Source organism: Prochlorococcus marinus XMU1419 (assembly GCF_017695955.1).
GTDB lineage: Bacteria > Cyanobacteriota > Cyanobacteriia > PCC-6307 > Cyanobiaceae > Prochlorococcus_A > Prochlorococcus_A marinus_AD.
The window spans coordinates 544,613-558,493 of the sequence record NZ_JAAORO010000003.1 but is presented as its reverse complement, the minus strand read 5'-3'; the positions used below and the strand labels follow the sequence as shown (position 1 = coordinate 558,493).

At 31.2% G+C, this 13,881-nt stretch carries 14 protein-coding genes and 1 tRNA gene; 6 read left to right on the top strand and 9 right to left on the bottom strand.

Annotated features, from left to right (window positions below; genetic code table 11):
* Positions 1 to 31 precede the first annotated feature (31 nt).
* From speB to mazG, 3 genes are read right to left on the bottom strand one after another with little or no spacing between them, the layout of a single operon-like run.
* The gene (gene speB / locus HA151_RS09135; RefSeq protein WP_209107115.1) at positions 32 to 913 is read right to left on the bottom strand and encodes an agmatinase; all 882 of its coding nucleotides are present in this window, start codon (positions 911 to 913) and stop codon (positions 32 to 34) included.
* Between the two features lies 1 nt (position 914).
* On the bottom strand, positions 915 to 1,766 hold the full coding sequence (gene speE / locus HA151_RS09130; RefSeq protein WP_209107114.1) for a polyamine aminopropyltransferase: 852 nt from the start codon (positions 1,764 to 1,766) through the stop codon (positions 915 to 917).
* A gap of 7 nt (positions 1,767 to 1,773) precedes the next feature.
* The gene (gene mazG, locus HA151_RS09125) at positions 1,774 to 2,619 is read right to left on the bottom strand and encodes a nucleoside triphosphate pyrophosphohydrolase (protein WP_209107113.1); all 846 of its coding nucleotides are present in this window, start codon (positions 2,617 to 2,619) and stop codon (positions 1,774 to 1,776) included.
* Positions 2,620 to 2,717: 98 nt separating this feature from the next.
* Here mazG and HA151_RS09120 point away from each other — a divergent pair.
* The 4 genes from HA151_RS09120 (at position 2,718) to HA151_RS09105 (ending at position 6,596) form a co-directional block, all read left to right on the top strand.
* Positions 2,718 to 2,789, top strand: a tRNA-Val gene (locus HA151_RS09120).
* Positions 2,790 to 2,804: 15 nt separating this feature from the next.
* Complete coding sequence (locus HA151_RS09115; protein WP_209107112.1) at positions 2,805 to 3,146, top strand: AIR synthase; 342 nt, start codon at positions 2,805 to 2,807, stop codon at positions 3,144 to 3,146.
* Between the two features lie 97 nt (positions 3,147 to 3,243).
* A complete protein-coding gene (locus tag HA151_RS09110) occupies positions 3,244 to 5,997 on the top strand; it encodes a valine--tRNA ligase (protein WP_209107111.1) in 2,754 nt (917 codons plus the stop codon).
* Positions 5,998 to 5,999: 2 nt separating this feature from the next.
* Entirely contained in the window at positions 6,000 to 6,596 is a 597-nt protein-coding gene (locus HA151_RS09105; RefSeq protein WP_209107110.1) for a TVP38/TMEM64 family protein, read from the top strand.
* Positions 6,597 to 6,600: 4 nt separating this feature from the next.
* Here the strand turns inward: HA151_RS09105 and HA151_RS09100 are convergent, their stop codons facing one another.
* From HA151_RS09100 to HA151_RS09090, 3 genes are all read right to left on the bottom strand, one after another.
* Positions 6,601 to 6,753 (bottom strand): hypothetical protein, encoded by a 153-nt coding sequence (locus HA151_RS09100; protein ID WP_209107109.1) that lies wholly within the window; start codon positions 6,751 to 6,753, stop codon positions 6,601 to 6,603.
* A 114-nt stretch (positions 6,754 to 6,867) separates the two neighbouring features.
* A complete protein-coding gene (locus HA151_RS09095; RefSeq protein ID WP_209107167.1) occupies positions 6,868 to 8,181 on the bottom strand; it encodes an RNA ligase family protein in 1,314 nt (437 codons plus the stop codon).
* A 24-nt stretch (positions 8,182 to 8,205) separates the two neighbouring features.
* Positions 8,206 to 8,625, bottom strand: a complete 420-nt coding sequence (locus HA151_RS09090; RefSeq protein WP_011819289.1) for a hypothetical protein — start codon at positions 8,623 to 8,625, stop codon at positions 8,206 to 8,208.
* A gap of 84 nt (positions 8,626 to 8,709) precedes the next feature.
* Here HA151_RS09090 and HA151_RS09085 point away from each other — a divergent pair, with 84 nt between their 5' ends.
* Both HA151_RS09085 and HA151_RS09080 read left to right on the top strand, forming a co-directional pair.
* Positions 8,710 to 9,237, top strand: coding sequence for a SprT family zinc-dependent metalloprotease (locus HA151_RS09085; RefSeq protein WP_209107108.1), 528 nt, complete (start codon positions 8,710 to 8,712; stop codon positions 9,235 to 9,237).
* Between the two features lie 83 nt (positions 9,238 to 9,320).
* Positions 9,321 to 9,884, top strand: a complete 564-nt coding sequence (locus HA151_RS09080) for an RNA helicase (RefSeq protein ID WP_209107107.1) — start codon at positions 9,321 to 9,323, stop codon at positions 9,882 to 9,884.
* Here the strand turns inward: HA151_RS09080 and HA151_RS09075 are convergent.
* The 3 genes from HA151_RS09075 to dnaB are packed head-to-tail and all read right to left on the bottom strand — an operon-like array spanning position 9,864 to position 13,851.
* On the bottom strand, positions 9,864 to 10,439 hold the full coding sequence (locus tag HA151_RS09075) for a chorismate lyase (protein ID WP_209107166.1): 576 nt from the start codon (positions 10,437 to 10,439) through the stop codon (positions 9,864 to 9,866). The genes HA151_RS09080 and HA151_RS09075 overlap by 21 nt on opposite strands.
* Positions 10,440 to 10,487: 48 nt before the next feature.
* Positions 10,488 to 12,455 (bottom strand): tRNA uridine-5-carboxymethylaminomethyl(34) synthesis enzyme MnmG, encoded by a 1,968-nt coding sequence (gene mnmG, locus HA151_RS09070; protein ID WP_209107106.1) that lies wholly within the window; start codon positions 12,453 to 12,455, stop codon positions 10,488 to 10,490.
* Positions 12,456 to 12,468: 13 nt separating this feature from the next.
* The gene (gene dnaB / locus HA151_RS09065) at positions 12,469 to 13,851 is read right to left on the bottom strand and encodes a replicative DNA helicase (protein ID WP_209107105.1); all 1,383 of its coding nucleotides are present in this window, start codon (positions 13,849 to 13,851) and stop codon (positions 12,469 to 12,471) included.
* Positions 13,852 to 13,881 lie beyond the last annotated feature (30 nt).

Below are 13,881 nucleotides of genomic sequence, written 5' to 3'. Positions count from 1 at the left end.
TAGTATTTTTATACTTTAGTTTAGAAATTTTTTATTGCATATTTTCTAATGACAAAATTAAGCTTCTAAGTATTTTTGCTGCAACTATGCTACTTACGCCGCTTTTATCAATTTCTGGAGATAATTCAACAATATCTGAAGCCACAATTCTAAAGTCTTTTAAAGTTATCAGGATTTCTTCAAAATCTTTCCAAAAAAATCCTCCCGGTTCTGGAGTTCCTGTCCCTGATAATAAACTGGGATCAAACCAATCTAAATCTATTGTTAAATAGATTGGAGATTTAGAGTATGGTAGAAGGGCTTGTTTTAACTCTTGTGCATTTCCCCCAGGACAAAAGTTAACTAACTGATTGTTGTTATGCATGATTTGAAATTCTTCTTTAGTCCCACTTCTTATTCCTACTTGCAAAATTTTCTTTCTAGGTAGCACTTCTAAGCATCTTTTCATGGCACAAGCATGACTATGTTTATTGCCTATATATGATTCTCTTAAATCTGCATGAGCATCAAGTTGAATCAATATCAAATCTGGATATTTTTTTACTAATGCCTCAATAGCCCCTCTGGTAATAGAGTGTTCGCCCCCAAGCATAATAGGACTAAGGCGTTTATTAATTAAATAATTTGTTGCTGATTTAACCGATTCAATAACGGACTTTGAGTCGTTTTTATCAATTAGTATTGACCCAAAATCAACATACATAATTTCTTCTAAGTCTTTGTTTAATTTAGGACAATATGTTTCTAAACAAGAACTTACTTGTCTTATTGCTTCTGGCCCAAATCTAGCTCCTGGTTTGAAAGAACATGTCCCATCATAATTGACTCCAAATATACCAATTGCGCAATCATCAGGGCTTCTTTTTGCTCCCATAAAAATCGCATTTTCGTTGTCAAATAAATTTTTTATCATTCTATGAATTGAGTTCTTTTACAATTTTATTTGGCATCATTTTGAATGCTGCATTTTGAAAATTTAAATTCCAAATTTCACATCCTTTTTCTATTCTGAGGGCTTCATCGTAATTTTGCTTTGATAAATCTAAAACTCTTTCAGAAGCGAATGTCCAACTCCAAATACCGCTTGGATATATAGGAACAAAAGAATACATAGTTTCAGAGACAGTAAATATTTTTTTCAGGGTTTTCAAAATACTTATGTGAATATTTTTGAAGGATTCAGGTGATTCGCTTTGCGTTGCTAAGATACCATCTTTTGTAAGAATTCTTTTGCATTCTCTATAAAACGAATCTGAAAATAATAAATTTGAAAATTCTGAGGGATCTGAGCAATCTATAAATATAAAGTCGTAAAAATTATCTCTTGTTTTTTTTACCCATTGAACACCATCATCAATATGAATTTTTAATCTTTTGTCATTCCATGCTTCGCCTCCAATTTCGTTTAAAAATTTTTTAGATATTTTGATTACTTCCTCATCAATCTCTACCAGATCAATTTGTGATATTTGAGAGTATTTAAGGCATTCTCTTGCTGTACCCCCGTCTCCTCCACCAATAATTAGTACATTAGATTTTTCATCAATCCTACTTAATGCTGGATGCACAAGGCATTCATGATAATATTTTTCGTCTTTTAATGATGTCATCCAACAACCATCTAGCATTAAAGCTTTGCCATAATATTCATTTTCAATGACAATAATTTCTTGATATTTTGATTTTTGTTTAATTAAAATTTCTCCATTTAGTCCGAATCTTGATCCTTTATGATATTCATCTATCCATTTTGAAGTATTAGTCATTTGATTGCTAAGAATTTTTTCTTTTAATTTTTTGCTTGGCTAGTTGCCAAAGTCGTTGAAAGTCTTTAGGAGTTTGTTTTTTAATATTATCTCCTGCATGATGTTCAATGATTGAAAATCTGTCTAAAAATTTTTTATTAGTTTTTTGAAGAGCTGATTCCGGATTTATTTTTAAAAAGTTTGAAATATTCAGAAGCGTAAAGTAAATATCTCCAAATTCATTTTTTATGCTTGAATCATTATTACTTTTTATTGCTTCCTTTAATTCATTAATCTCTTCTTCTAACTTTTTAAAAATCTGATCGGTACTCTCCCATTTAAAACCATATTCTTTAACAACATTTGTGATTTTCTCTGTTCCAACCGTTGGCGGTAAATTTTTGATTTTCAAATTTAAATTTTTACTAATTGATGATTTCATATGAGGTGCTTCTTTTCCTGAATTTTTAATATTTCCCCAAATCTGTTGCGATTTTTCTAGAGATACTTTTTCTTTTTTTTTGAAAATATATGGATGTCTATTAACAATTTTCTTGTTTAGATTTTTTATAACATCATTTAGTTCAAATTCTTTTTTTTCATAACCGATTTCAGCATGAAGCATTACTTGTAATAAAAGATCTCCTAACTCTTCACATATGTTATCCGCATTTTTTTCATATATCGCATCTATCAATTCACTACTTTCTTCATGTAAAAATGGGATCAACGATTTATGAGACTGTATTTTCTGCCAAGGGCATCCCCAAGTTTTATCTTTTAATGATTTGATATAAGATATTAAAATTTGAAAGTTTTTAATAATCTCTAAATCGGAATTTTTTTGCAAGTTATATCTATCGTTTAAGGACATAGGATATATTTTATTAATTTAATTTTGCCTCAATCATGAAATATTTAAATACTTAGTATAAATATTTCAACTTCATCTATTAGAATGGTTTATTATAAGGGCGATTAGCTCAGCGGTAGAGCGCCTGCCTTACAAGCAGGATGTCCCTGGTTCGAACCCTGGATCGCCCATTTATTTTTTTTTAAATGACTGAGATCGGCAATCTTTCAATCAGTCAAAGAGCTGCTTCAGAACTATCTAGGCAAGCTTCTTTCGGAGGTTCTCCTGGAGAAATGTCAATTGATTTGGTTGAGGATAAAAATTGTTCCGAAGGATGGATGCATATTAAACTAAGGCCAGGAACATGTAATGGATCCCCTATCTCAAGAACAGAAGGTGTCACTTTATATGCGGATGTAAAAAAGTTTAATTTACTTAAAGATTTAAAATTAGATTATTACGGTGATTTAAGCGGTGGTGGATTTCTTATTTCAACACCAAAAAATGCAAAACGTTGTTCCTGCGGTTCTGGTTTCAAACTTTTGTAGAATTAATGAGCCTTTTTTTGCAATCTAATATTATTTCCATTAATTGGCTGCTATCAAGATAAAATAAACAAAAAGTTTCTTGAAATAAAATTTGCATATGACAAAGATGAATGATCAATTATCCTTAGAGAATTATTCACCTTTTGAAGTAGAGAAAAAGTGGCAAGAGAAATGGGCAAGTTTAAATGCCTTTAGTCCTGACCCTGAGGATGATGGAGAGCCTTTTTGTATAGTTATTCCGCCACCAAATGTAACTGGATCTTTGCATATGGGACATGCATTTAATACAGCTTTGATTGATGTTGTAGTACGTTTTCAAAGACTTTTAGGGAAGAATGTTTTATGTTTACCAGGAACAGATCATGCTTCAATAGCTGTTCAAACTATTCTCGAAAAACAATTAAAAAGTGAAGGCAAAACAAGTGAGGATATTGGAAGAGTTGAATTTCTGAAAAGAGCATGGAACTGGAAAGAACAAAGTGGTGGCAGAATAGTTTCTCAATTAAAGAGGATAGGATATTCAGTTGACTGGACTAGAGAAAGATTTACTCTGGATCAAAAATTAAACGAGGCGGTTATTGAGGCTTTTAATATTCTTTATAAAAAGAATTTAATTTATAGAGGTGAATATTTAGTTAATTGGTGTCCTGAATCTCAATCTGCCGTAAGTGATCTGGAAGTTGAAATGCAAGAAGTAAATGGTCATTTATGGCATTTTAAATACCCTTTAATATCTGAAAGTGGTGAACAGTTAGATAAGTATTTAGAAGTTGCGACAACAAGACCAGAAACTCTTTTGGGTGATACTGCTGTTGCAGTTAATCCTGATGATGATAGATATAAAGAATTCATTGGTGTCAAATTAAAAGTCCCTTTCGTTGATAGAGAAATACCTATTATCGCTGATTCACATGTTGATAAAGATTTTGGTACTGGATGTGTCAAGGTTACTCCAGCCCACGATCCAAATGATTTTGCAATTGGAAAAAGGCATAATTTAAAACAGATTAATGTAATGAACAAAGATGGAACTTTAAATATTAATGCAGGCAAATTTCAAAATTTAGATAGATATGAGGCTAGAAAGAAAATTATCAAAGAATTGGATAACTTAGGCCTTTTGACAAAGATAGAGGATTATAAACATACTGTTCCTTTTTCTGATAGAGGTAAGGTGCCAGTTGAACCTTTATTGTCAACACAATGGTTTTTGAAAATGGATGATATATCCCAAGGATGTCTTAATGAAATGGATTCTAAAAAACCATCTTTTATTCCTCCACGCTGGGAGAAAGTTTATAAGGATTGGTTAGAGAATATTAATGATTGGTGTATAAGCAGGCAATTATGGTGGGGCCACCAAATACCAGCATGGTACGTTTTAGATGACTCTCAAGATTCAATAGAACAAAATACTCCATATATTGTTGCAAGAAATGAAAAGGATGCCTTAAGCGAAGCTAATAAAAAATTTGGAGCAAATATTAAATTGGTTAGAGATAAAGATGTTTTAGATACTTGGTTTTCAAGTGGTTTATGGCCTTTCTCAACTCTTGGTTGGCCAAATACAAATAATCCGGATTTTAAAAAATGGTATCCAAATAGTGTTCTTGTTACTGGTTTCGATATTATTTTCTTCTGGGTGGCGAGAATGACAATGATGGGAAATACTTTCACAAATAATATTCCTTTTAAGGATGTGTATATTCATGGTCTTGTTCGAGATGAAAATAATAAAAAAATGAGTAAAAGTTCAGGTAATGGTATTGATCCAATACTTTTAATAGATAAATATGGTTCTGATGCCTTGCGATTTGCTTTAATTCGAGAAGTTGCAGGCGCTGGACAAGATATCCGGCTTGATTTTGATAGGAAAAAAGACACATCTTCAACTGTTGAAGCTTCAAGAAATTTTGCGAATAAATTATGGAATGCAACTAAATTTGTCTTAATTAATAAGACTTCTCATAGCAATTTACTTAATAAGAATGATGAAATTTCTTTAGAATTATGTGATAAGTGGATTTTATCTAAATTGAATCAGGTAAATATAAAGGTCTCTGCTTTGTTGAAAGAATATAAATTGGGAGAATCTGCGAAATTACTATATGAATTTGCATGGAATGATTTTTGTGACTGGTATGTAGAGTTTGCTAAACAAAGGTTTAATAATAAAGAGACTAAAAATAGACAAATATCCGAGAAGGTTTTAATAAAAGTGCTCAATGATATTTTGGTGATGATTCATCCTTTTATGCCGCACATTACTGAAGAACTTTGGCATGCTCTGCAACTTAAACCAGATAAAGAATTATTATCTCTTCAAAAATGGCCAACCCAAGAAAATAAATTTGTTGATAATAAGCTTGATAATTCCTTTCAGCAACTCTTTGAAATTATTAGATTGATTAGAAATTTGAGAGCTGAATTAGGACTCAAGCCATCAGAAAAAGTTCCTGTTTACTTAATTTCAGATAATGATGAATTGATTAATTTTTTAAAAAATTTAGTTGATGATATTCAAACCTTAACCAAATCTTCTGAAGTATTTATTTTTAAAACTAATGCTGTTGATAAAAAAGAGTTTGCTAAATCTTTTTCTGGGATAATAAGTGATTTAGAGGTTTACTTACCTTTTCAGGATTTTGTAAATATAGATGCATTAAAGGAAAGGTTAAACAAGGATTTAAAAAAGGTGACTATTGAATTAGAAACTTTAAATAAGAGATTATCTAATAAAAATTTTGTTGATAAGGCTCCAAAAGATATTGTTGAGGAATGCAGATTTAAATTAAACGAAGGTTCGGCACAAATGGAGAGAATTACTAAAAAACTCGAACTTTTGAGTTGAGAATGAATATAGTCCTTGAAAATATTTATAATTTGTCGTTTTTTTTTAATACTGGAATTGGTATCTTTTCTTTTGTTTGTATTTATATTTTAATTGTTTTATTAATACTTCCAGCTTCTTGGTTATCTTTATTATCAGGTTTTTTATATGGCTCATATTTAGGATCAATTATCGTTTTCGTTTCCGCTTTCATAGGAGCATCAGTTGCTTTTTTTATATCAAAAAGTTTTTTTGCAAAAAAATTAAAAAATCTTTTTAGCCGTTATCCAAAATTAAGTATTATGGAAAAAGTAGTAGAAAAAGGCGGACTTAAATTAATTTTTTTAGCGAGATTATCGCCGATATTTCCTTTCAGTATTCTTAATTATTTTTATGGTTTGAATAATGTTAAGTTTAGAGATTTCACTCTTGGTCTTATTGGAATAATTCCAGGAACTTTTCTGTATTGCTCAATAGGTAGTTTGGCAAAAAGTCTCCAGGAGTTAAAAAATGTGCAATCACCAAATAATTTATATATGACTATCATTGGAGTTGTCTCAACATCTTTAGTTGCATATTTTTTAGCTAAATACTCTAAAGAATATTTTGAAAACTCCTAAGAATTTAATCTTTAATATTCCAATCTCTTATAGATGCAATTAGGATAAACCACAAAAGCCTAAATTTTCCTAGTAAAGTTTTGGTGGCTTCTAATTCGATATATTTTGCTTGTCCACAGGGTGTTTTTATGTAGTTGAAAACTTTTTTCTTTGTCATAAGTCTCGCAAAAAGTTCAGATGATTTTTCTTATATTTTACAGCTAAAATACAAAGTTTTTAATTAAAAACTACATTTATATAGACTAATTTTTTGAATAGTATTTTTTAAAATTTAAATTTTTTCTCCAGATTTAAATCCTCTAAAGCATTTGAATCTAGGAAATCTAAGACTAAAAGCCACTGCATCCTTTGATTTAGTTTTAGCATCAGCTCTGATTTCTACAAGTTGACCAACGAGATGATTACGTTTTGACCAATATTCTTCACGTTGGATATCACTAAATCCGCTTCCGCAACTCAGACTGTATTCATACCCATCATCTTCTCCCTCTACAAAGATTGCTCCCAGCCTACCTTTATTGCGACCTGTACCTTCTTCAACCGATACAACTTTCAAAGTGACTTCAATGAAAGGTTTTGCTTTTAACCAACTGTGTGTTCTTTTACATTCATAAATTGCATCTGGGTCTTTAATCATTACTCCTTCATATCCACCCTCCACGGCAGATTTATTAAGCTCAACAAATCTTTTCTGTCCCTCAATAGTATCGAGATCAACATTTTCCCATTCAAGTGTTTGTATATGTTTTAGAAGCATAGAATGTTTTGCTACCCATTCTTTTACTAATAAACTTCTTTTTGTTTGACTAGTGTTCCATCTCCCTTTTTGAAAGTTTTCAAGGGGACACAAGTCAAATAGGTGGAGCACTGCGTCTTTGGTTTGTTTGCCATCTTTTCTATGTACCTGTTTCATTAAATCTTGAAAGTTAGCGCTCATTACTTCACCATCGAGTACTAAGTCATAAGGTGCTGGGTCTTCTTTTAAGACGTTTTCTATTTCTGAGATAATATGACCAAAATTATGGAACTGTTTCCCATTACGAGAAAACATTTCTACTTTATTTTGTCTAATAATAGTTAAGACGCGTACACCATCTAATTTAATTTCAATTTGCTTTTTTCCTATCATTTTTTTTTCATGATTTGCACTGTCATGAGCTAGAGGACAAGAAAAAATAGGAATAGCATATTTTGGAAATTTCTTTGCTATCTTGTTGATTGTTTTTTCAGATACACCACATCTAAGATCTTTAATTAAAACTCGTCTATAAAATCCATTCCATTCTTCTTTTTTTGCAGATTCCATAGCGGTAAGAATTGCATCGCGAGCAGCGTGACCAGTAAGTTCTCTTTGAATAAGCTTATTGGCTAATTTTCTAAAATCTTCCCATAAAAATTTTTGACTTTTTTCAGTCTCTTTTTCAGGAACAATTTTCACACCAAAAGTCACCAATGGATTAAGTGCCATTCGGATTCCTTCAAAAAAATCATCTAGACCTTCTTCCATTGCTTTTAAGATGATTTTTTCTTTATCTAACCTACTTGGATGTAATTCTAATTGATGTATTATTTCTTCTTTAAACAATTCTTTTTGCCTCACAAGAAATGATTAATTCACTTTAGCTATTCTGTCTATTTTCCAATCATTATCAGTTTTTGCGAAAGTAAAATCTAATGGAAGCTCATCTTGTTTGTCTTCTGACTTTAAATTTAAAGTTATTATGATTTGATCTTCTTGGACTCTAGGTCTTCCTGATTTTAAATTTCTGTATTTATTGAGGTTTAAACTAGCTAAAAATTTAAGAAAGTCTTGGCGTTTAACATGAGTTTTATAAGTTTTTGTAGTCAAACCATAAGCTGCATCAATTCTGCCAGCAGCTATTTGATCAAAAAACTTTCTTACTAATGGATTAATTCCTCTGGCGCTTATAACTAATTTGACTGCATTAAAAGTCCAAAAAGAAACTAGTACTGCTCCGCCAACTAATAAGGCTTTAATTCCGATATCTTTTACTAGTGTTGCATCCATGTTGATTTGAGTTTTTATTACTTTAAGAAAAGAAATCGTTTTTGATGGCTTTTTTTGTCAAAATAATACTAATTTTAATCCATAATGTCTGTAATTCCTCTTCTACCTTTATTTCATAGATTTAATAGCCAATATTTTGAAAATTCCTTAGCCGTTAATAATCAACCTTTAGTAAAAGTTAGATGGAGTGACAATAGATTAAAAACTACTGCTGGTTTTTATAAAAGAAAACGAATTAATGGCCTTATGGATTCTGAAATTATCTTATCGAAACCTATTTTGAGTAAATTATCTACTAGTGAAATAAACAGTACTTTATGTCATGAGATGATTCATGCATGGGTAGATAGGATATTAAAAAAAAATGAGATACATGGCCCAAATTTCTTAGCAAAAATGAATGAAATTAATGAGAAAGAGAAGAATTTTCAAATTTCTGTAAGGCACTCATTTCCTATTGAGAGGAGAGAATTAAAATACATAGGAACTTGTCAAAATTGTGGTGAAAAATTTTTCTATAGGAAAAGAATAAAGAATATTGCATGTAAAAAATGTTGTGTAAATTTCTTTAATGGATCATGGAACAAAAAATGTTTAATTTTGTTTGATTAAAAATATAAGATGTGTTTTTGTTTCTATATTTGGAATTATTTAATTTTTTAATGTAATTTATATTTTAAAAAGCATAATAATTTATGGATTCAAGGAGAATTAGAAATCTTAGAAATAGTTTTGATAGAAATATTGTTGATAAACAAGTTGATAAAATTTTTGAAACTGGAAGACAATTCGTCGATGGAGTATCTGGGGCTAGGCCAGGTAAAAGGAGGAACTCAGATTTTCAAGGAATCTCAAGTAAGAGTGTTAAAAAAGTAGGAAAATGGGTATCAGAAAAAGTAGATTTATTTTTTGATGAAGATAACGATGATTGGAATGATGATAATTTTTACGGTGATAACAGCGACATTAAGACATTTACTAGAGAATCCAATTCTTATGAATTTACTAAACCTTATTTAAAAAGACCTCTAGAAGCAATATCTTTAAGGCAACCAAAAAATTTACAAACAACTGAGCAAAAAAAATTACCTTATGGGAAAGAGAGTATAAACGAAGATTGGCCAGATGAAATGGATTTCAAAGTTGAAAGATGGCAAAGAGATTCAGAAAAAGAACATAATTTATCAAGAAATCAATTAAACCAACAAGGTCAATCAAAATCAAGGAATCTTCCTAGATCAAGAAGAAGAAGAGTATAGTTTTGTAAATTCTTTAATTCCTGAATAACCTAATAAATTTTCTAAATGAGGATTAAAGACTTCTCTAATAATCGTTAAGGGCTTTTTGTCTCGAAAAAATCTATAATTTCTTGACCAGAATGGTCCTTTAAAACAAAATTGATCTTCTAACCAATTTGAATTTACAAGAGAAATTCGGTCAACTTCTCTAAACAATTCTGATCTGTCTTGTGTCAAATTCTTCCAAATTGGCTCTTCTTTGGCTTTTAAATTTTCACTCACTTGTTCTGCATTCCACCAACTTTCAGCCCATGCTAGGTTTTTATTATTGTTTTTAATCCATACTTGTCTTCTAATTAAGGGGCCATTTAACTGATTTAATTCTTTGGGACCTTCTTGAATGCATAGAGGATCTACTTGCATTGAAATTAATTTAATTTTCGTCTCTTGATTAGTTAAAAGCTGTAGATGTCTAGTTGGACTTCCATCCCCAAGCAACATTAATTTCCATGAACCAGATATTTCTGGGAGTGAATTTTTCACTAAAAAAGTAGAAGCTTTTTCTTCCCATAAAATTTTTGGTGAGTTAAAAAGTTTATTATTCAGTGCTCTGAACGATTGCTTTTAAGATGATAACTTTTTTTCGACAAAAATATTTGCCTTTTCTTTATTTATTTCTCTTATTTTTAGCCAAACAAGTAATGCAGTTAAATCTGCTTTGCTTACTCCCGGAATTTTTGAAGCATCACCAAAATTCTTTGGCTTTATCTTATTCAAATTTTCTCTAGCTTCTAATGATAATGTATCTATCTTTTCATAATTTATTTCTTGAGGCAGAGATTTACAGCTTTGACGATTTATTTGTTCAATATTGTTTTTTTGTCTTTTAAGATAACCCTCGTATTTAATATCTATTTCAACACCTTCCTGTATTGAAGAAGCTATATTTTTTTCAGTCAAATTATATTTAATTAGATCTGAATAATGAAAGTTTGGTCTTTTTAAAAGTTCTTTCAAAGTTGTTGAGCCTTTGATTTTTGATCCCGTGTCTAATTCAATTTTTTTTGATATTTCATCCGTATTTTTTAAACGAGTGTTTTTTAATCTTAATTTCTCTTCTTCAAGGAGTTTCATTTTTTCTTGATAGAACGACCATCTTTTCTCATCAATTAGCCCAAGTTCATAACCTAATGGGGTTAATCTCCTATCTGCATTATCTCCTCTCAGGGTCAACCTGTATTCACTTCTACTAGTAAGAACTCTATATGGTTCTTTGAGATCTTTGGTAATTAAATCATTGATCATTGTCCCTATATAGCTGCTTTCTCTAGTGAAGATTATTGGATCTTTTTTGTTTAGTTTTCTTGTTGCATTGACTCCTGCAACTAATCCTTGTGCTGCTGCCTCTTCATAACCAGTAGTTCCATTGATTTGTCCAGCGCTAAATAAATATTTAATTTCTTTCGTTTCGAGTGTTGGTTGGAGTTGTGTTGCAGGGATATAGTCATACTCGACAGCATATGCTGGTCGCAACATTTTACATTCACTTAATCCAGGTAAGGTTCTTAAAAGTTCTAATTGAATATTTTCGGGTAAACCTGTAGAGAATCCTTGAACATATATTTCAGGGGTATTAATTCCTTCTGGTTCTAAGAAAATTTGATGTGATTCTTTATCAGCAAATTTAACGATTTTATCTTCAATTGATGGACAATATCTCGGCCCCTTACTATCAATAAAACCCCCGTAAATAGGAGTTAAATGTAAATTGTCTCGAATTAGTTGATGTGTTTTGGTAGTTGTTCTTGTGATGTGACAACTAACTTGGGGCATATTATTTTTTATATCTGGGTCAAACGAAAAATATTTATCTGCTGCAGTACTTGGTTGAATATCTAATTCATCAAAAATAATACTTCTTTTATCAACTCTTGCTGGAGTTCCTGTTTTTAAACGTTCTGTTTTAATACCAATTTCGTGCAAGTTTTGAGTAAGACCTTTTGCTGCTTGTTCGCCTGATCTCCCAGCTGACATTGATTTATTTCCTATCCATATTCTTCCTTCTAAGAATGTACCGGCTGTAATGATAACTGATTTTGCTGAATAATAACTACCAAAAAAAGTCCTAACACCTTTTATTCTTTTTTTTACGATTTTTTTTGAGTTCAATCCAATTTCTTCAGTTTTTGCAATATCCAGTTCAGTAATCATTGCTTCTTTTAAAGATAAATTATCTGTATTTTGAAGAATTTCGATCATCTTTTTTGAGTATTCTCTTTTATCTGTTTGAGCTCTTAATGCCCATACAGCTGGTCCTCTACTTGCATTTAATATTCTTTTTTGAATTGCTGTTTTATCAGCTAATTTTCCAATGATTCCTCCTAATGCATCAACTTCATGCACTAACTGACTTTTTGCTGGACCACCAACTGCAGGATTACAAGGTTGCCAAGCAATCCTATCTAAATTGATTGTGAATAAGGCTGTAGAAAATCCTAATTTTGCCGTTGTTATAGCAGCTTCACATCCCGCATGTCCCCCTCCAATGACGATAATGTCAAAAGATTCATTTGTTGAGTGATGATCTTGCATTATGAGGATCGATTTAATTAGCTAAATTCCTAAATCTAGTAAATTGAGGTTCAAATAATAATTTAACAGTTCCTACGGGTCCATTTCTATGTTTAGTGACAATGATTTCTGTAATTCCTCTATCTTCAGTCTCTGGATTATAATATTCATCTCTGTAAATCATTAATACTAAATCTGCGTCTTGTTCAATAGATCCTGATTCTCTTAGATCGCTTAACATTGGTCTTTTATTTGTTCTAGACTCTACTCCTCTACTAAGCTGAGATAAAGCTACTACTGGCACTTTTAATTCTCTAGCCATGCTTTTAAGACCTCTTGTTATTCGTGAAAGTTCTTGCACCCTATTATCAGGGGTTGATCCTTCCATCAGCTGGAGGTAATCAATAACAATTAATCCTAATTCTTTTTTTTGTTCAGCTATTAATCTTCTGCACAGAGATCTCATCTCTAAAACACTTAAGTTAGGTTTGTCATCTATAAATATTGGTAATTGACCTAATGAATTGATACCTTCTCCAAGCAAAGGCCATTCATCTTGCTGTAATCTTCCTGTTCTTAATCTGCCACTCTCAATTCCAACTTCCATAGAGAGTAATCTATATGTCAACTGTTCTTTACTCATTTCAAGGCTAAATACGCACACAGGTAAATCTTGAGATTGTGCAACATTTTTAGCCAGATTAAGAACTATTGAAGTTTTTCCCATTGAAGGTCTTCCAGCAACAATTATTAAATCACTTCTTTGAAATCCTTGAGTCATCGCATCAAGGTCGTAAAAATTTACTGGAATTCCAGCTACTGAAGTACCTAATGATCTCGACTCTATTTCATTGAAAGTACTTGTAAGGATTTCAGCTGCTTGAGTAAGACCTTTTGAAGGTTTTTCTTGACTTATTTCAAAAATTTTTTGCTCCGCTTTATCTAGCACTTCATTGGTATCTTGAGTTTGATCAAAACCTAGTTGAACCACCTCATTTCCAGATCTGATAAGTTGCCTTCTCATGAATTTGTCGTTAATTAAATTAGCAACTTGTTCTATGGATGCTGTAGAGGAAACATTTTCAACTAATTCTACTAGTTTGTTGTTCCCTCCAATTTTTTCTAGTGATCCATTATCTGCTAACCAAGCACTCATTGATGTTAAATCAGTTGGTTTACCCTGGGTATGCAACATTAATGCCGTTCTATAAATCTCTTGATGGGCATTTATATAAAAAGCTTCAGGTTTAATTAGGTCTGCAATTCTTCCGATCGCGTCTGGATCAAGAAGTATGCCACCAAGAACAGCTTCCTCTGCTTGAACGTTTTGAGGAGGGACTAGTCCAGCATTTTCACTATTAAAATCCTTTTTAAAATTTTTATTTTGCCCATTATTTGGAAAAGGTACTGAAACCATATCTTTAATTGCTTAGATATATACTCTGGC